The organism is Stackebrandtia nassauensis DSM 44728 (assembly GCF_000024545.1).
GTDB classification, from domain to species: domain Bacteria; phylum Actinomycetota; class Actinomycetes; order Mycobacteriales; family Micromonosporaceae; genus Stackebrandtia; species Stackebrandtia nassauensis.
The window spans coordinates 5,165,818-5,183,714 of the sequence record NC_013947.1 but is presented as its reverse complement, the minus strand read 5'-3'; the positions used below and the strand labels follow the sequence as shown (position 1 = coordinate 5,183,714).

Genomic DNA, 17,897 nt, shown 5'->3' with positions numbered 1-17,897 from the left:
CGAGGTCGGGAGCAGCAGCTCGATGGTCGCGAAGGTGGTCGCGGGCCGTACTTCCCATTCTACCTGCGATTCGGCCCCGTCACGTCGGCTCGGGTTCGGTGGCCTTGTCCATCGGCACCACCAGCTCGCGGGTCTCGAGCCGTCCGGAGACGACGTCCTGGGCCACGTCGCTGAGTTTGCGGTTGGTCCGGCGCGCGAACTTGCGCATGACGACGAACGCCGTGGGCATATCCACATTGAAGCGCTCGGACAGCAGACCCTTCGCCTGCTCGATGACCACCCGGCTGTTGAGCGCGCCCTGCAACTGCTCGGCGAGGATCTGGTGGTGGCGAACCGCCCGCTCGTGCAGCAGGCCGATGGTGGCGACGTCGGCCAGCGCCTGCCCGGTGCGCAGCAGCGTCTCGTCCAATGCGCCCGGTTGTTGCCGGAACAGATTGAGCACCCCGATGGTCTCGCCCCGCAGTCGCATCGGGATCGCCTGCACCGCGAGGTATCCGGCTTCCACGGCCTTGGCGGCGAATCGCGGCCATCGGGTGTCGGCGTCCCGCAGATCCGGATCGGCGACCTGGTGACCGGTGCGGAAGCACTCCAAGCACGGCCCGTGGTCGGCCTCCAGCTCGAACAACTCCAGGACCCGGGACTGTTCGTCGGAGGAGGCGATGACCCGCAGCTGCGAATGCTGATCGATGAGCATCAGCCCGACGGCGGCGGCGTCGAGCAGCTCGACGCAGCGATTCGCCAGCACGTGGGTGAAGTCCACGACGTCGAAATTCGCGACGAGAGTGTCGGCCAGTTCGACGAAAGTCTCCGCCAGCCGGTGTTCACGGATCGCGTTCATGTCTGTTCCTCCACGTCGAAACGTATCCGCCGGGCGACGACGTCAACGGCCACCTCGTCAAGCGTACGTCCATCTACATAGGTGTATGCGCGCAGCCGGACGAATGCCTCCTCGACACTCACTCCCAACTGCGCCATGATGATCCCGGTCGCCTGATGCAGCGCGACGCGGTGCTGGACCCGCAACTGCGGCGCCTGGTCCTCGCCGGAGGCGCTGTGTCCCAGGACCAGCAACGTGACCGCCTCGGCGAAGGCGAACGCGTCGGACAGTTCGATGACGCCCAGCTCGCCCGGCTCCCGGCGGTGCAGGTTCAGCACGCCGACGTGGATGGCGCCGATGCGCAGCGGCAGCGCGAACACGGCGTGGACCCCTGCCGCCAGACTGGCCGGGGTGAAGGCGGGCCAGCGCACCCGGTACCCGGGCTCGGACAGGTCGGAGGCCAGTACGGGGCGGCGATCGTTGTGGGCGTCGACATACGGCCCCTCGCCGAGGGTGAACTGCAGGTCGGTCATGCCGACGTCATCACCCGCCGTCGAGACCGTAGCGTGGGCCGCCGGATTGCCGATGACCGTGATGCTGGCGCCGTCCAGTCCCGGGAGCAGTTCCAGGCATACTTCGCTCAACCGCTCCGCGGCCGTGTTAGAACCGGAGAGGGCAGACAGAATCCTATCTCTGTCCGGTTCCGGCATTCGAGGTCCTTCTGTTGTGCGTCACTCGAAGTCAGGCGAGTGGCATCAGGCCCGGTTGAGTCGTCGCAGCAAGGTCTTCGCCGACAGTGGATAGGCACCATGTCTGCGAACCCCGTCGGCGACCTCGCGGTCGGACGATATCACGATGACCGGGCGGCCATTGGGTTCAGCGCGGGTCAACGCCCTGATCACCTCGTCAGCGGTCTGTCCTTTGCGGCTGAACAGAACCCGCACGCCGCGCGGTGGTGTCGGCAGCCCCACCATGTGGTGACTGCCGTCGAAGACGACCGTGACCTCCGCGCCGGTCTGGGCGGCGATCCCCGACAGGCCGCGCACCAGCCGGATGCGTTGCTGCTCAAGCGGAATGTCGCCGTAGCCACCGAGGGTGACGTTGTAGCCGTCCACGATGAGATGGCTCTGCGGCATGCCCAGCAGGGTGTCCAGGCGGGCCGGGTCGTCGGAGTCCAGGCCCCGGGGACGCTCGGTGGGCTCGGCGGATCCGGGGCGCACCGCCTCGGTGTCGGCCACGAAGTCGCCCGGGGTGTGCTCGGCCGGTTCCAGCGCCAGCTCCCGGCGCAGCCCGGCGGCGGCCCCGCCGATGGTCTCCAGCAGCTGCCACACCCGGGCGTCGTTGAGCGCCCTGGTGTCGCGGGCGCCCTGCCGGGCCCGCTCCAGGGCCCGCATCGACTCGTCCAATTGCGACTTCAGCCGTCGCAGTTCGGCGGCGTGCTCGGTCTCGGCCTGCTTCAGGCGGCCCTTCTCGGAGGACAACGCGTCGGTGACCTTGCGCTCGCGGCGTTTGATCTCGCGCAGCTCCTTGGTCAGCCCGTGGTGGCGACGGCGCAGCTCCTCGGCCTCGGCGCGGGCCTCGACCAGTTCGACCCGCAGCTTCTCGGCCTCGCGTTCGGCGATCGCCTTGTCGTGGGCGGCGCTGGCGGCGGCCTGTTCGGCCTCGGCGATGCGGGCGCTGATGCGTTCGGCCTCCAGCCGCTCGGCGACCCGGCGGGACGCCGAACCCAGCAGGTCGCGCCAGTTGGTGCCGCGCGACACGTAGGCCAGCGCGGCCACGTCCAGGGTGTCGGCACCCTCGGGGACCTCACCGGCGTCGATCAAGTCCATCAGGGACGACTGGGTCTTGCGGGCCACCTCGGCGACCTGCTGCCGAAACGACGCGTCGGTGCGCAGCGCCGAACGCAACCCGGGCTCGGCGAGCTTGGCGCGCCGGGCGGGAGCGAAACGCGCGAACCGGCGCAGCGGCCCGGGCAGTTCGTCGGGACGGATCGAACCCAGCGCCGTGGAGGCCAGCGGCAGCAGCTTCTGCCACACCGCCTCGGGCAGCTCCGGTTCGTCGTCGACGGACGGCGGGTCGGTCGGCTCGGGAGGTCCGGGTGGTGGCGGAGGCGGCAGCGGGCCAGGTGGTGGTTCGGGGGGACCGGGCGGGTCCGGCGGCACCGGGGGACCGGGCGGCGGTGGCGGCTGCGGCTCGCGGAAGTCGCCGGTGTCTCGGCGGCCACCCGCCGGGGCGTTCATGACGCTGCCGGTACGGGGGACGACGAAGCGCGGGAGCACGCCTTAGCGCGGCTCCCGGCCCAAGCTTTTGCCCATACCGACATACCCCAAGTCTGCCACCGTTTCGTCTTCCGCGCGCCCCAGCCGAGTCACCGCAGGTCGAGGACGGAAAATACAGCGATGGTCGCTTTCCTTCGTCAGCCCGCCGCGATCGCGCTGCTGGTGCTGCTCGGTGCCCTACTCATCGCCGGAGCCCTGCTGGTGCCGTGGGGCGACCCACCGGTGCCCTCGGCCGCCGCCCAGGCCAAGGCGGTCGACTCGCTGCCCGCCGGGGTCGTGGCCACCGGCAAGGAGTTCGCCGCCGCACTGCGACCTGGCTCCTACATCGCGCTGGGGCTGAGCCTGGCGGTGGCGCTGCTGCTGGGCCTGACCACGCTGGGCGCCAAACTCGTCGCGCTGGGCGGGCGGCCGTTCGGCGGGCACTGGCTGGCCGAGGCGGTGCTGGGCGGGCTGCTGGTCGTGCTGGTGTCGCAGGTCGTCACGCTGCCGCTGTCGGCGTGGTCGCACTCGATCCGGGTCCGGTTCGGCATGTCCACCCAAAGCTGGGGGCAGTGGGCGATGGACGTCGGCAAGTCCTACCTGGTGACCATTGTGCTGTCCGCGCTGGCGCTGGCGGCGTTCTACACCGTCATCCGCTTCGCCCCGAAATGGTGGTGGGCGTGGACGGCGGTGGGCGCGGGGCTGCTGGTCGTCGTCATGTCGGCGCTGTACCCGCTGGTGATCGAGCCGGTGTTCAACTCCTTCAAACCGATGGGCGACAGCGCGCTGCGCACCGAACTGATGGACATGGCCGAAGCGGACGGGGTGCCGGTCAAGGACGTGCTGGTCTCCGACGCCTCGATCCGCACCAACGCGGTCAACGCCTACGTGTCTGGACTCGGTCCAACCCGCCGCATCGTGGTGTACGACAACCTGCTCAAGGCGCCCGACAAGGAGGTCGCCTCCGTGGTGGCCCACGAGCTGGGGCACGCCAAGGCCAACGATGTGTGGATCGGCACCGCGCTGGCGGCGCTGGGCACGGCGGCGGCGGTGTGCGCGATAGCGCTGCTGGCCAACGCCACCGGCCTGCTGCGCCGCGCGGGGGCCGACACGATCACGTCACCACGGGCACTGGCGCTGATCCTGGCGTTCGTGGCGGTGGTGGGCCTGCTGACGACGCCGTTGCAGAGCGCGGTGTCGCGGCGCATGGAGATGCGAGCCGACGCGCACGCGCTGGAGCTGACCAAGGACCCGGCAACGTTCGCGGAGATGCAGGCCAACCTCGCGGCGTCCAACAAGTCCGATGTCGACCCGCCGGGGATCATCCACTGGCTGTTCGGCTCGCATCCGACCACGGCGCAACGCATCGCCATGGCCAAGGCGTATGGCGACTGAGCCCGGCCCGGCCAATGAGAGGCAGCCGGTTGGGGAGCCGCAGCAGCTCGGCGAGCCGGGGCTTGGCGGCCAGCCGCTAGAGCCCGCTCGGCCGGACGGGGCTGGGCTTGTCGGGCTAGGCCGGGCTGACGCTGCGCGGCAGCGTGGGGCTGGGCCGGGTGGCGAGCTGCGAGCTGGGGAGCTGCGGCGGCTCGGTGAGCCTGGGCTTGGTGGCCAGCCGCCCGAGCCCGCGCAACCGGACGGGGCTGGGCTTGTCGAGCTAGGCCGGGCTGACGCCGCGCGGCAGCGTGGGGCTGGGCCGGTTGGCGAGTTGCGAGCTGGGGAGCTGCGGCGGCTCGGTGAGCCGGGGTCTGGCGGCCAGCCGCCCGAGCCCGCGCGGGCGAGCGACGATGCACGGCCGAGCGGGGCCGGGCCAGCTGGGGAGCCGCAGCGGCTCGGTGAGCCGGGGGCAGGCGGCCAGCCGCCCGAGCCCGAGCAGCCGGACGGGGCTGGGCTTGTCGGGCCTGGCCCGGCCGACACGCGACGGGCCGGAGCAGGCCCAAGCGGGCGGGCGGGGCGGGTTTTGTTGGTTACCAACGACTTTCCGCCTCGGCAGGGTGGCATCCAGTCGTTTGTGCACGGCATGGCGACGCGGTTGCCGGTCGAGCATCTCGTTGTGTACTGCTCCACGTCGCCGGGAGCGGCGGCGTTCGATGCCGAGCAGCCGTTTCCGGTGGTGCGGGCGCGCACGTCGATGCTGTTGCCCACGCCGGGTGCGGCTCGCGCGGCGGCTCGGGTCGCTGTTGAGCACGACTGCGACGCGGTGTGGTTCGGGGCCGCCGCGCCGTTGGGGCTGCTGGCCGCCGGGCTGAAGCGGCGCACGGCGATCCGGCGGGCCGTGGCGTTGACCCACGGACACGAGGTGGGCTGGGCGAAGCTGCCGGTGGCTCGCACCGCGTTGCGGCGCATCGCGCGCGGCTGCGACGTGGTGACTTACCTGGCCGAGTACAGCCGGGCTCGGTTGGCTCCGGCCATCGATGCGTTGACCTCGTTGGAACAGTTGACTTTCGGGGTGGACACAGGGGAGTTCTCGCCGACGGTGGACCGCGCGGCGATCCGGCGTCGGTTCGGCCTTGGCGACCGTCCGGTGATCGGGTGCGTGTCGCGGCTGGTTCCCCGCAAGGGGCAGGACAGCCTTGTTGAGGCGTTGCCGCTGGTTCGCGAGCGGGTGCCGGATGCGGCGTTGTTGTTGGTGGGCGGGGGGCCGTACGAGAAGGCGCTGCGGCGGCGGATCGCGGCGGCCGGGATGGGCGACCACGTGGTGCTCACCGGGCCGGTACCGGGGAGTGAACTGCCCGCTTGTTACGCGGCGATGGACGTGTTCGCGATGCCGTGCCGCACTCGTCGTCGTGGCCTCGACGTTGAGGGGTTGGGCGTGGTCTATCTGGAGGCTGCGGCCACCGGGTTGCCGGTGATCGCGGGGGATTCCGGCGGGGCGCCCGATACGGTGCGGCACGGTGAGACTGGGTTCGTCGTCGACGGACGCGACATCCCCGCGTTGGCCGACCGGCTGTCTACTGTGCTTGGCGATCGCGAGCTGGCGGCCCGGATGGGGGCGGCTGGACGGGACTGGATGTGCCGAGCCTGGACTTGGCCGACCGTCGCGGAGCGCTTGGCGAAGCTGTTGAGCCCGTGAGCTGGTGAGGGGTTGAGCTCGGGTGGCTCGTGGGTTGGTGAGGTTCGGGCAGCCCGTGAGCGCTTGGGCTCGGCAGCCCGACGGGGCGCGCACCCACCGGCACGCGCCCCAACGCTCTACTTCAGACCGTACGAGCGAATGGTCGACGTCTTGACCGTCTGCCCCTTGTCGTCGGTCGCACTGAACCTGACCGACACGAACTTCGCACCCGACGGATGCTTCAACTTCGCCTCAGCATGGTCACCGTCCCGATCGACCTTGACCTTCTTCCACGTCTTCCCATCGTCATACGAAACTTCAAACCCGAGCTTCTCGCAGCTGCGATCCTCAGCGCCCGGCTGCGTCTCGAAGTCCAGCGTCACCTTCTGCGGCTTGGCGGCCTTGGCATACCCGCCACTGATACCCGACGCCCCGAAGCGCACCGCCGAGACGTCCAGAACCGTGTTCTCCTCGACCGGCTTGGAGTCGAACTCCCACGTCGCCGTGGACCGGGTGCCCAGCGGCGTCCAGGCGACCTCGCGCTTCGCCTCCACCGCGACGGTGTACCGGCCCTCGTCGCCCTCAGCCAGGTCGGCGTAGACCTCCGAGCCGTTGGTCTCCTCCGCGAGCACCTTCCCGTCCTTGCTGATGACGGCCTTACCCGACAGGTTCCGCGAGAACGTCGTCGAGGCGCCCGACCCGCTGGTGAACATCGGGACTCGCGCTAGGAGTCCGGCTTTGCCGCCGCTGGGCCACCGTTCCAGGCCGGTGTTGAAGTACGGGGAGTGGGAGCCGGGGACCCGTACCGACAGTGGAGCCGACAGCCACGGCATGTCCTCGGTTCCGGGTTTCATCTGCCCACTGTCGACGATGACGGTGTCGTACGGGGATTCCGCGTCCTTGCCTTCGAGCATGCCGAAGTGGGTCCAGCCCACGTCGGGGCCGGCCGTGTAGTGCTCGGTGCGGGACGAGCCCAGCTTGGCGTTGGCGCTCAACGGGTACATGTACGGGGCGTGCGACTTGTGGTAGCCCCAGTCGCTGCGTCCCAGCTCGTGGGCGTCGCCGCCGAGGCTGGGGTAGCTGGCTTCGCGGGCGGCCAGATCCTTGGCCCGGACGGCGAAGGACGGGTCGGCGGGGATGCCGTGCTCGGCGATGTTGAACAGGCTGTAGGTGTCCTTTGCGCGCGTCAGCTGGGATTGCAGGGTGAACCCGGCGGGGTGGTCGCCGGTTTCGTCGTTGGGGATGGCGTAGAGCTTGTCCTCGCCGGAGAAGTTGATGGTGTGGGCGATCTGCTGCTCTTTGCCGGTGGAGACACCGGTGAACAGTTCCATCAGCTTCTTCCGCGGTTTGGCGTCGTTGTCGAGGGTGGCCTCGACCGGTTTGGCTTTGCCGCCGTCGACCGTGATCGTCTGGGCTTCGTCGGTGACCGTGACGTCCATGATCGTGCCGACGGCCTCCCAGGGTTCGTCGCCGGTGCCCCTGCGGAGCATGTCGGCGATGAGGCTGTACTTGCCCGGTTTGAGGTCGAGTTCGGCTTTGCCCTTGCTGACGTCGGCGCTGCCGGTTTCGTTGGTGTCCAGGTTGACCCAGAACGCGCCGCCCTGTTCGGGGTCGGAACCGTCGAGCCAGGAGTACTCGACGGTGACTTTGGTGGCGTCAGCGTCGGCTTTGGACGATGTCGAGTCCTCGCCCAGTTTGTCGGGGGACTTCACGTCGCGGGCGTCGCTGTAGCCGTTGCGCAGCAGCGCGTCCACGTTGTACAGCCGTTCGTCGGTTCGCGACTTGCCCAGCTGGTCCAGGGGCATGATCACCCGGTCGTGGCCGGGCAGTCGGGTCGAGCGGAAGCCGATGTCGGCGCGACCGGCGGCCGGTTTCGGGACCAGGGCGTCGCCGATGATCTCGACCGTGTCGCCGGTGGGGAGCGTGACGGTGGTGGGTGGGGTCCCGCCGCCATCGGACGGTGGCGTGTCGGTGGCCGATTCGGCGACCGCCAGACCGCCGGCGACCGTCAGGCTGGCCACTGCCAGCGCCGCCGCGACGTAGCGTTTTCTCACGTGCGTACCTCCAGATCGGGGTGAGGCAACGATTGTCGAGCGGCGACGGTTAAGAGCGGGTTATGTGAGCCTCAAGCTGACGCCGTCACCGTGACGGCCCGAAGCGCAGTTCGACGCGGGCACCGCCCCACGGGGATGTTCCGATGTGGAGGTCGCCGCCGGAGGCGGCGGCGGTGCGGCGGGCTATGTCGAGCCCCAGGCCGGTCGAACCGGCGCCGGAGTGGCCTCGGTTGGCCAGTGCGCGGTTGCGGAAGCCGGGACCGGCGTCGTCGATCGTGACCGTGCCCGACGGGGAGACCGCGATCCGCAGTGCCGAACCGGCGGGGGTGTGGCGGAACGCGTTGTCCAGCAAGGCGTCCAGGGCCGCGGTGAGGTCGTCGGTGTTGGTGCGAACCGTGACGGGGAAGGCGGGGATGTCACCGGAGAGTTCGCGGTCGTCGTCCTCGGCCAGGGCGCCCCAGAAGCGGAGCCGGTCGGCCGCCACCGCGGCCAGGTCGGCGACCGGGGCGGCGCCCTCGCGGACCGGTCGGCGGGCGGTGCGGATCAGTTCGTCGACGTGTCCGGCGAGGGTGTCCACCGAGGACCGCAGCGGTGCGGCGGATGCGGTGTCGCCGAGGTTGTCGATGTTCATCCGCAACGCGGTCAACGGGGTGCGCAGGCGGTGGGCCAGGTCGGCGACCTCTTCGCGTTCGGAGGTCAGCAGTTCCCCGATGCGGGCCGCGAGGCGGTTGAGTTCCTCGGCGACGCGGCGCAGTTCCGGTGGGCCGTCCAACGCGGCGCGGGCGGTCAGGTCGCCGGTGGCGAGCCGGTCGGCGGTGCCCGCGAGTTCGTCGACCGAGGAGACCATGCGGCGGGCGAGCCGGTTGGCCAGCAGGATGCCGAGTCCCAACAGGACCAGCACGATGGCGGACAGCACAGCGATCGACTGTGTCACGCCCTGGTGCAGCCGGTCCTGGCCGACGAAGACCCGCACCACGGCGGTGCCGCTGTCGCTGGATCTGGTGGGTACCAGCACCTCCACACCGTCGGGTGTGGAGGCGGTGAAGGCGCGGCCGGTCTGGGCGAGTTTCACCGAGTCGCCGCGGGGCGCGGGGTCGCCGAGCTCGGTGCCGTCGGGCAGGAACACCGTCACGCCCTCGCCGAGGGCCTCGGAGTCGGAACTCAACTGCGGCACCAGTTGCGCCACCGACTGGGCTCGCAGTGTGGCCTCGGCGATCGCGCGTTGCTCGGCCTGCGAGCGCAGCAGCAGGCCGACGGGGATCAGCAACGCCACCAGCACCAGCGACGTGGTCGCGGCGACCAGTCCGGCCAGTTGGCGGCGCACGTCAGGAACCCTGGGGCGCGGTCAGTTTGACGCCGACGCGGCGAACGGTGTGCAGGTAGCGGGGTGCCTGGGCGGACTCGCCGAGCTTGCGGCGCAGCCAGGACACGTGGACGTCGACGGTCTTGTCGGCGCCGCGATAGCCGTAGTGCCACACCTCGGCGAGCAGTTCGCGTTTGCTGACCACCTGCCCGGCGCGTTCGGCCAGGTACCGCAGCAGGTCGAACTCGCGGGCGGCCAGGTCCAGGGCGGCGCCGTCCAGGTTCGCGGTGCGGGCGGCGGGGTCGATTTCCAGGCCGCCGACGGTCAGCAGCGCGGGCTGGCCCTCGCCGCCGGTGCGGCGCAGCACCGCGCGGATCCGCGCGTCCAGCTGGGCGATGCCGCAGGGCTTGACGACGTAGTCGTCGGCGCCGTGGTTCAGCGCCGCCACGATCTGCGGTTCCTCGTCGCGGGCCGTCAGCACCAGGATCGGCACCCGGCTGACGGCGCGCAGCATCCGCAGCACGCTGACGCCGTCGACGTCGGGCAGGCCCAGGTCGAGCACGACGAGGTCGGGCTCGTGCCGCTGTGCCTCGGTCAGCCCGGCCGCGCCGGTGGCGGCGCAGCGTGCGGCGTGGCCGCGATCGCCCAGCCCGCGCATGAGCGCGGAGCGGACCTCGGCGTCGTCCTCGATGACGAGAATGTGGGGCACGTCGGCCAGCGTATGCGGTCAGCCGCGGGATCGCGCCGTCGAAACCCCGGCTTGTCAGGGTCTTAGCGTGCTCTTAACCGAAGCGGGGCGATAATGGCCGGATGAGACGGGCCGCGGCAGGCATGGCACTGTGGATGGTGGTGGCGGTCGCGGCCATCGCCGGTGGCGTGGCCGCGATCCTGTTCACCGGCGCGGGCACGACCTCGACGCAGATCCTCAGTCCCGCGCAGGTTCGCGACGCCCTCGAGGACGCCGACACGACCACCAGCGGCGAGCCCGAGGAACCCGAGCCCAGCGGCGAGTCCGAGCCGCAGACCAAGACCACCGCGGCCGGAACCGTCACGGTCACCTGCCGCGGCGACGCGATCGCCAGCGACACCGTCACCCCGGCGGCGGACTGGGACGCCGACGACCCGGCCGGTAACGACGTCAAGCGCGAGGTCACCTTCACCACCGACCAGCCCACCGCACACGAAGCCTCCCAGGACGGTGGCGACACGCTGGTCGTGGCGTACACGTGCCGGTCCGGGGAGGTCGCGTGGGATTCCCGATTCGAGTGAGGCGTTAGAACTTCGGCGAGTCCGGTGCCTCCAGCAGCCCGAGCTTCAGCGCCGTCATCAGCGCCTGCGCCCGGTTGCCCGCCCCCAGTTTCTCGTACAGCTTCGAGATGTGCGTCTTGGCCGTGGATTCCGATACGTACAGCTGCTTGGCGATGCCCGCGACACTCATGCCGTCCGCCAGCAGTTTCAGCACCTGCGACTCGCGCGGTGACAACTGTGGACCGCTGGGCGTCAGGCGGCGCTTCATCGCCTCGGCCAGGTCGGCGGCGGTGAACGCGTTGGGCGTGGTCGCCGCGTGCCGGGCCGCCGAGACCACGTCGTCGGACGGCGCGCTCTTGGGCACGAACGCGCTGGCCCCCGCTTCCAGGGCGCCGAACAGCTGGTCATCCCCGGCGTACATGGTCAACACGACGATCCCCATGCTCGGGTGGGCCTTGCGCAGTTTGCGGGTCGCCTCCAGACCCGAACCGTCCGGCAGTCGTAGATCCATGATCACGACGTTCGGCTGCAACGCGGCCGCCTTGCGGAGTCCGTCCCCCGCTGATCCCGCCTCGGCGACGACCTCGAACTGCGGATCCCGACTGAACGCGTGGCGCAGTCCTTTGCGGATCAAATCGTGGTCGTCGACGATCAGGACGGTCGTGACGTCTTCGTTGGTATTGGGGCTATTCATGATGTGCTACTCCCTTACTGCTTCGGACGACACGGTACCCGGCCGATCGGACGGCGCGAGCAGCACCGCGACCGTTGTACCGTGTGGATCGCGGGGTCGGATCTCCAATGAGCCGCGGATACGCTCCGCGCGTTCGGACATAATGGTCAAACCGTAGCGGCCGTCGGCGCCTTCACCGGATACCCCGGTCCCGTCGTCGGCGACCTCGATGCGTGCGTAGGGCGGATCGACTTCGCAGGTGACCCACAGGTTCTCGGCACGGGCGTGTTTGCGGGCGTTGGTGATGGCCTCCTGCGCGATGCGCAGCAGTTCGGCCTCGGTGGCGGCCGGAAGCCGGGCCCCGCCCTCGTCGAGTGACAAGTGGACTCGCAGTCCCGCCGAGGAGCCCACGGTGCGCGCGTAGTCGGCGATGGCGGTGGTGAGTCCACCGTGGCGGTCGACCTCGCTGCGCAGCTCGAAAAGCGACAGTCGCAGCTCGGTGATGAGCCGGGTGACCTCGTCGCGCAACTCCTGCAACTGTTCGGCCGAGTCGGTGGCGTCGGCGGGCAGCTGCGCCAGCGCGTGGTCGATGCCGTATCCCAGCATTGCCAGCTCCTGCGCGATGCCGTCGTGGATCTCGCGGGCCAGCCGCTGCCGTTCCTCCATCGTGGCCAGTGACTGGACCTCTTCGAACAGCAGCGCCGTCTCCAGCCGCAGCGCCGCCCCGGTCGTTGACTCCACCGCGGCGTCGACGACGTCGGACGGGTAGGCGTCGGGCAGGTCGGACTCCAGCAGCACCAGGCCGACGGTGCGCCGGTCGGCCACCAGCGGGACCACCAGCGACGAGACCTGGCCGGTGCCGCTTCGGGCCAGCGAGGAGGTGCCGGTGTGGGCCTGCTGTCCGGCCCAGGTGTCGGCCAGCAGCGTGTTGGCGGGCAGCGAGGTCTCCCAGTCGACGCGTTCGCCCTCGCCGGTCTGGGCCAGCACGACCAGCCGGTTGCCGCCGCCGTGGGCGACCATGACCGCGGCCCGGTCGGCGGGTGCGGCCTGTCGCAGCCGTTCCAGCAGGTCGGCGGAGATGCCGCCGGGGTCGAGGGTGCCGCCGGGCAGCTGCCGGGCCACGGCCCGCAGCTGGGTCAACAGCGCGGTCGCCTCGGCGTAGGGCCGGGCGCCGGGCGGCATCTCGGCGTGCAGCAGTTGCCGCAGCCAGTGGCCGACGGCCGCCGCGATCAGGCCCAGTCCGATGGCGGAGATGACCGCGCGGGCGTACCCGGCGCCGTTGACGAACGGCGAGATCCAGGAGGTGACGCTCAACGCCGCGACGCACCCGATCGCCAGCAGACCCGCCTCGGTCAGGCCCGGGTAGCGCGACAGCACCGAACGGGGCTGGCGCACCGGCGCGGTCTCGTCGCGCAGTCCGCCGAACATGGCCGCGCCGCCCAGCGGGGCCAGCAGGAACGGCAGCATCCAGTTGTCACCGCCGTCGGGGCCCATCACCTGCGCGACGACGACGGCGATCTCGGCGAGGCGGCCCAGCCGCCCGAAGACGGGGTGGGCCGGGGCGAAGGTGCCCGGCAGCGAGACCACGGCCAGGACCAGGCACCACAGCAGCGCCCGCCCGACGGGCACGGTCAGCAGCCCGCTGATCAGGATGATGAGGAACAGTGCCGCACGCATGCACATGGAGGGCAGCAGCCAGTGCCGGTTGCGCCACAACCTGTCCTTCATAGACCCTTTTCCGTCTCAAGAGGTGCCGGTGTCCAGGGCTCCCTCGACGGGGAACGGCCCTTATTTCCGAGTTTTTTGACGCGTGTACATCGCCTCATAAGCCTCGGCGTACTTTTCCAAGACTACGTTGCGTTTGACACTCTGCTTGGGAGTGACTTCACCACTCTCCTCGGACAGTGGCGCGGGCAGCAACGTGAAGGTCTTGATCGACTCGGCCTTGGAGACGGTCTGGTTCGCCGAGTCGACGGCCTCCTGGACGGCGGCGATGGCGTCGGGGTCGTCGACCAGTTGCTCGAAGGTCGTGTCGGCGGGTTTCCCGGCGCGTTCCAGCCAGCCGGGCAGCGCCTCGGGGTCCAGCGCGACCAGCGCCGAGACGAACGGCTTGCCGTCGCCCAGGACCAGGCACTGACCCACCAGCGGGTGGGCGCGGATGACGTCCTCCAGCGGCGCGGGCGCGACGTTCTTGCCCGCCGCGGTCACGATGATCTCCTTGCTGCGACCGGTGATCTTCAGGTAGCCGTCCTCGTCGATCTCGGCCTGGTCGCCGGTCTTGTACCAGCCGTCGACGAAGCTCTCGGCCGTGGCGGTGTCGTTGTTCCAGTAGCCGCCGAACACCTGCGGGCCCTTGACGAGCAGTTCCTTGTCGTCGGCGATCTTGATCGAGGTGCTCGGGATGGGCTTGCCGACGCTGCCGATGCGGTGGGCCTTGTCGATGTTCAGCGACACGACCGGCGAGGTCTCGGTCAGTCCGTAGCCCTCGTAGATGGTGATGCCGACGCCGCGGAAGAAGTGCGCCAGCCGCTCACCCAGCGGGGCGCCGCCGGAGATGGCGCGGTCGCACTTGCCGCCGACGACCGTGCGCAGCTTGCTGTACACGAGCTTGTCGAAGATCGCGTGCTTGATGCGCAGGCCCAGGCCGGGGCCGCCGGTGTCCAGCGCCTTGCTGTACTCGATGGCGGTGCGCTCGGCGGCGTGGAAGATCTTGTCCTTGCCGCCGTCGGTGGCCTTCTGCTCGGCGCCGTTGTAGACCTTCTCGAACACGCGGGGCACCGCGACCAGGAAGGTGGGGCGGTAGGTGGCCAGGTTCTCGACCAGCACCTTGTAGTCGGAGATGTGGCCGACCTTGACCCGCGACTGCACGCAGCCGATCTGGATGATCCGGGCCAGGACGTGCGCCAGCGGCAGGAACATCAGGGTCGTGGAGTCGTGGCTGAACATCGACTGCAGCTCGGGCAGGATGTTGCAGATGTCGGAGACCAGGTTGCGGTGGGTCAGCACGCAGCCCTTGGGACGTCCGGTGGTGCCGGAGGTGTAGACGATGGTCGCCAGGTCGTCGGCCTTGACGGCGCTGCGACGGGCGTCGATGTCGATCTCGGAGCCCTTGCCGGACTCGGTGAGCGTGTCCAGTCCGCCCTCGTCGATGGTCCACACGTTGGCCAGCGCCGGGATGTCGTCGCGCACCGAGGCGACGGTGGCGGCGTGCTCGGTCGTCTCGGCGATGCACGCGACCGCGCCGGAGTCCGACAGCACCCATTTGACCTGCTCGGCGCTGGAGCTGTCGTAGATGGGGACGGTGACCGCCCCGGCCGCCCAGATCGCGTAGTCGCACAGAGTCCACTCGTAGCGGGTCTTCGACAGCAGTCCGACCCGGTCGCCGGGGCCGACCCCGGCCTCGGCCAGGCCGCGGGCCACGGTCGCGACCTGGGCGTGGAACTCGGCGACGGTGACGTCGCGCCAGCCGCCGCCCTCGGGTACGGCGAACAGCGGGTGGTCGGGATAGTTGTCGGCGTGAGCCCACAGATCAGTGGTGGTGGTGTGGTCGTCGGCGTTGTCGAAGACCGGTGGGACAGAGAATTCGCGCACGGTGGACTCCAGTTAATGCGATCACGGCGAATTAATCGACGCGAAATTCCGTGGTGCTCGGAACGAAACATGATATGCAGCACGCTACCGCTGGGTATGCGGGATTGTACAGAGCAGGGCAGGATACGGCGATGACACAACTCGATCTCATTCTTGAAACATACGTGCACGCTACCTCGGAATCGGTGGCCGGCGCGGTGAGTGAACCCGGATTCGCCCGGGAATTGTGGCCATTGTGGAGTGTAGTGGTGTCGGAGGATCGCGGACCGTTGGGGGTGCGGTGGCTGCTGGACGACGCCCGGTACTCGGGCTCGACGGAGGTGTGGGTCGAAGCGGTGGCGTCCGATGCCTGTGTACTGCACACATTCGTGAGGGTCGATCGCCGTGGCGGCTCGGTATCGGCCTGGCGACGACGGCGGGTGCGTGACCGGATGGTCAAGACACTGTGGCGGTTCAAGGACGATGTCGAAGGTCGCGTCGCACACTCGGGCGGGTAATGTCTGCAAGCATGGTCGACTCGTCAACCCAGTCCATCTCGATCGCCGCGCCCGCCGCGGTCATCGCCGAGGTGATCGCCGACTTCCAGCATTATCCTGAGTGGATCAGCGGCATGAAGTCCACCGAGGTGCTGGAGGAGTTCGACGACGGCTACGGCCACCTGGTGCGGTTCCACCTGGACGCCGGGGTCTTCAAGGACGTCTACGAACTGCGCTACGAGTACTCCGACGACCTGACCCGGATCAGCTGGACCCTCGACCAGCCATCCTCGGTGCAAAAGGCGCAAGTCGGTTCATACGACCTGAGCGAACACGACGACGGCACCACCGTGGTGACATATACCCTCGCGGTCGATTTGAGTATCCCGATGCTGGGTATGTTCAAACGCAAAGCCGAGAAGATGATTATGGATTCGGCTTTGAAGGAACTGAAGAAACGGGTGGAGGCCGCGGAATGACCCTCGCGATCGGCATTGACATCGGCGGAACCAAGGTGCTCGGCGGTGTCGTCGACCCCGAGGGGAAGGTACTGGCCTCGACGCTGCGGCCAAGCCCGGCACAGGAACCGGTGAAGATCCGCGAGGTGGTCACCGAGATCATCGAGGACCTGCGGCGCGACCACGAGGTCTCGGCCATCGGTGTCGGCGCCGCGGGCTGGATCGACGAGAAGCGCTCGACGGTCCTGTTCGCCCCGAACCTGGCGTGGCGCAACGAACCGCTGCGCGACGGACTCATGTCCAATATCGACATACCGGTGGTGGTGGAGAACGACGCCAACGTCGCCACCTGGGCCGAGTTCCGGTTCGGCGCCGGACGCAAGGCCAACAGCGCGGTGCTGTTCACCGTCGGCACCGGCATCGGCGGCGGCATCGTGCTGGAGGGCAACCTGGTGCGCGGCGCCCACGGCATCGCGGCCGAGTTCGGCCACACCCTCGCCGTCCCCGGCGGCATCACCTGCGGCTGCGGCCGTTCCGGCTGCCTGGAGCAGTACGCCAGCGGCAGTGCCCTGGTGCGGGTGGCGCGCCGCGCGGCGCTCGACGCCCCCGGCAAGGCCCGCAAGCTGCTGGAGGCCGCCGACGCCAACCCGGCCGCCATCACCGGACCGATGGTCACCCAGGCCGCCCGCGACGGCGACCCGGTCGCCATCGCCGCGTTCGACGAGATCGGCGGCTACCTGGGCGAGGCGCTGGCCGACATGATCCAGCTGTTCGACCCGGACGTGGCCATCATCGGCGGCGGCGTCATCAAAGCCGGTGAGCTGCTGCTGAAACCGGCCCGCGACCGCTTCGAGGCGGTGCTGCACGCCCGGGGTCAGCTGCCGGTCGGCCGGATCACCGCGGCCGAGATGGGCCCCGAGGCGGGGATCATCGGCGCCGCCGACCTGGCGCGCCGCTAACCGCGGCTGTCTTCCGTCACTCGCATGAGTTTCGGCCGTCGACTCGTGCCGGAATCGGGAACGACCCGCTTAGCCTCTGTTGCGCTCGAACCGCCTACCAGCGCAACGGAGAACCGTGAACCAGCAGTATCCCTACCCCGACGGCCCCGGCTACGGGTCGCAGCCCGACCAGGAACCGGTGCCCACGGCCAGCTACGACCTGGAGCCGCAGCCCGGCTACGACCCCACCTCCTCGATGCAGGTGATGGGCACACCGCCGCAGCAGCCCGGCTACGGCCCGCCGCCTCCCGGGGCGATGCCGCCGTCGCCGCCACCGAAGAAGTCCAGCACCGGATTGATCGTCGGCCTGGGGGTCGGCGTCATCGTCCTGATGCTCCTGGGTGGAGCCGCGGTGTGGTTCTTCCTGCTCGGCGGTCCCGGGGGTGGTGGCCCGGGCGGTGCCGACTCCGCGGACGGCAAACAGAATCCCTTCCCCGACAGCTACACGTCCACCGAGGCGCCGCCCCCGGACGGCGAGACCTGGGCGATGAGCAAGCCCGAGTCCTACGACAAGTGCGTCGACCTCAACCTGACCGGTGTGGAGAAGGTGATTCCGTTCGAGGGCAACCCGGAGGGCACGACCACGCCCGACGGCGAGAACACCGGCAGGATGGTCTGCGAGGCGACGATGGTCGGTGAGACCAACGACGCCGGATACCACCCCACCGGAACCTTCTATGTGGACTTCGACGCCGCCAAGGACGCCACCGAGGCCGGTGAGGAGTACGCCAAGATCTGGGACATCGCCACCGGATACGGCGACGGCAAGAAGCTCGACATCGGCGAGGAGGCCGAGGTCCGGACCAAACTCGACAACAACGTCAGGGATGTCGCCATCGCCTACCGCGTCGGCAACGTCACCGGACTGGCGAGAATCAGCGTCAACTTCAGCACCCACTTTAAGGAACCGGACCAGCAGATGCTGACCAACGTCCTCACCGACGTGATCTACTCCGGCCTCAACTGAGACCG

17 protein-coding genes are annotated in these 17,897 nt (G+C 69.6%); 7 read left to right on the top strand and 10 right to left on the bottom strand.

Annotated features, from left to right (window positions below; genetic code table 11):
• Nucleotides 1-79 precede the first annotated feature (79 nt).
• From SNAS_RS24125 to SNAS_RS24115, 3 genes are all read right to left on the bottom strand, one after another.
• The gene (locus SNAS_RS24125) at nt 80-838 is read right to left on the bottom strand and encodes a GAF and ANTAR domain-containing protein (protein WP_013020092.1); all 759 of its coding nucleotides are present in this window, start codon (nt 836-838) and stop codon (nt 80-82) included.
• Entirely contained in the window at nt 835-1,461 is a 627-nt protein-coding gene (locus tag SNAS_RS24120; RefSeq protein WP_052305127.1) for a GAF and ANTAR domain-containing protein, read from the bottom strand. Before SNAS_RS24120 ends, SNAS_RS24125 begins: the two co-directional genes overlap by 4 nt.
• Before the next feature lie 111 nt (nt 1,462-1,572).
• On the bottom strand, nt 1,573-3,057 hold the full coding sequence (locus tag SNAS_RS24115) for an NYN domain-containing protein (protein ID WP_144300624.1): 1,485 nt from the start codon (nt 3,055-3,057) through the stop codon (nt 1,573-1,575).
• Nucleotides 3,058-3,216: 159 nt separating this feature from the next.
• Here SNAS_RS24115 and SNAS_RS24110 point away from each other — a divergent pair, with 159 nt between their 5' ends.
• A complete protein-coding gene (locus SNAS_RS24110) occupies nt 3,217-4,470 on the top strand; it encodes a M48 family metallopeptidase (protein ID WP_013020089.1) in 1,254 nt (417 codons plus the stop codon).
• Nucleotides 4,471-4,729: 259 nt separating this feature from the next.
• Here SNAS_RS24110 and SNAS_RS35390 read toward each other — a convergent pair whose 3' ends face one another.
• Nucleotides 4,730-5,089, bottom strand: a complete 360-nt coding sequence (locus SNAS_RS35390) for a hypothetical protein (RefSeq protein ID WP_144300623.1) — start codon at nt 5,087-5,089, stop codon at nt 4,730-4,732.
• On the opposite strand from SNAS_RS35390, the gene SNAS_RS24105 reads away from it, so the two are divergent.
• Nucleotides 5,033-6,145 carry a glycosyltransferase family 4 protein gene (locus tag SNAS_RS24105; protein ID WP_013020088.1) on the top strand — a complete coding sequence of 371 codons (1,113 nt, stop codon included), beginning with the start codon at nt 5,033-5,035 and terminating at the stop codon, nt 6,143-6,145. The two genes, SNAS_RS35390 and SNAS_RS24105, sit on opposite strands and share 57 nt — an antisense overlap.
• A gap of 116 nt (nt 6,146-6,261) precedes the next feature.
• On the opposite strand, the gene SNAS_RS24100 is transcribed toward SNAS_RS24105, so the two are convergent.
• The 3 genes from SNAS_RS24100 to SNAS_RS24090 form a co-directional block, all read right to left on the bottom strand.
• Complete coding sequence (locus tag SNAS_RS24100) at nt 6,262-8,178, bottom strand: hypothetical protein (RefSeq protein WP_013020087.1); 1,917 nt, start codon at nt 8,176-8,178, stop codon at nt 6,262-6,264.
• An 85-nt stretch (nt 8,179-8,263) separates the two neighbouring features.
• Nucleotides 8,264-9,502: a sensor histidine kinase gene (locus SNAS_RS24095; protein ID WP_013020086.1), complete on the bottom strand. Its 1,239-nt coding sequence runs from the start codon at nt 9,500-9,502 to the stop codon at nt 8,264-8,266.
• Nucleotide 9,503: 1 nt separating this feature from the next.
• Nucleotides 9,504-10,190: a response regulator transcription factor gene (locus SNAS_RS24090; RefSeq protein WP_013020085.1), complete on the bottom strand. Its 687-nt coding sequence runs from the start codon at nt 10,188-10,190 to the stop codon at nt 9,504-9,506.
• 101 nt (nt 10,191-10,291) lie between these two features.
• Between SNAS_RS24090 and SNAS_RS24085 the strand changes: the two genes are divergently transcribed.
• A complete protein-coding gene (locus SNAS_RS24085) occupies nt 10,292-10,750 on the top strand; it encodes a hypothetical protein (protein ID WP_144300622.1) in 459 nt (152 codons plus the stop codon).
• Nucleotides 10,751-10,754: 4 nt separating this feature from the next.
• Here the strand turns inward: SNAS_RS24085 and SNAS_RS24080 are convergent, their stop codons facing one another.
• The 3 genes from SNAS_RS24080 to SNAS_RS24070 are packed head-to-tail and all read right to left on the bottom strand — an operon-like array spanning nt 10,755 to nt 14,993.
• The gene (locus SNAS_RS24080) at nt 10,755-11,423 is read right to left on the bottom strand and encodes a response regulator transcription factor (RefSeq protein ID WP_013020083.1); all 669 of its coding nucleotides are present in this window, start codon (nt 11,421-11,423) and stop codon (nt 10,755-10,757) included.
• Between the two features lie 6 nt (nt 11,424-11,429).
• The gene (locus SNAS_RS24075; RefSeq protein WP_013020082.1) at nt 11,430-13,130 is read right to left on the bottom strand and encodes a sensor histidine kinase; all 1,701 of its coding nucleotides are present in this window, start codon (nt 13,128-13,130) and stop codon (nt 11,430-11,432) included.
• A gap of 60 nt (nt 13,131-13,190) precedes the next feature.
• The gene (locus tag SNAS_RS24070) at nt 13,191-14,993 is read right to left on the bottom strand and encodes an AMP-dependent synthetase/ligase (protein WP_013020081.1); all 1,803 of its coding nucleotides are present in this window, start codon (nt 14,991-14,993) and stop codon (nt 13,191-13,193) included.
• Between the two features lie 248 nt (nt 14,994-15,241).
• Here SNAS_RS24070 and SNAS_RS33190 point away from each other — a divergent pair, with 248 nt between their 5' ends.
• The 4 genes from SNAS_RS33190 to SNAS_RS24050 all read left to right on the top strand — a co-directional run bounded on the left by SNAS_RS33190 (nt 15,242) and on the right by SNAS_RS24050 (nt 17,892).
• A complete protein-coding gene (locus SNAS_RS33190; protein WP_144300621.1) occupies nt 15,242-15,490 on the top strand; it encodes a hypothetical protein in 249 nt (82 codons plus the stop codon).
• An 11-nt stretch (nt 15,491-15,501) separates the two neighbouring features.
• Nucleotides 15,502-15,948 carry an SRPBCC family protein gene (locus tag SNAS_RS24060; protein WP_041625138.1) on the top strand — a complete coding sequence of 149 codons (447 nt, stop codon included), beginning with the start codon at nt 15,502-15,504 and terminating at the stop codon, nt 15,946-15,948.
• Nucleotides 15,945-16,886 (top strand): ROK family glucokinase, encoded by a 942-nt coding sequence (locus SNAS_RS24055; protein WP_013020078.1) that lies wholly within the window; start codon nt 15,945-15,947, stop codon nt 16,884-16,886. The genes SNAS_RS24060 and SNAS_RS24055 overlap by 4 nt, the downstream gene beginning before the upstream one ends.
• A gap of 115 nt (nt 16,887-17,001) precedes the next feature.
• Complete coding sequence (locus SNAS_RS24050; RefSeq protein ID WP_013020077.1) at nt 17,002-17,892, top strand: hypothetical protein; 891 nt, start codon at nt 17,002-17,004, stop codon at nt 17,890-17,892.
• Nucleotides 17,893-17,897: the final 5 nt, after the last annotated feature.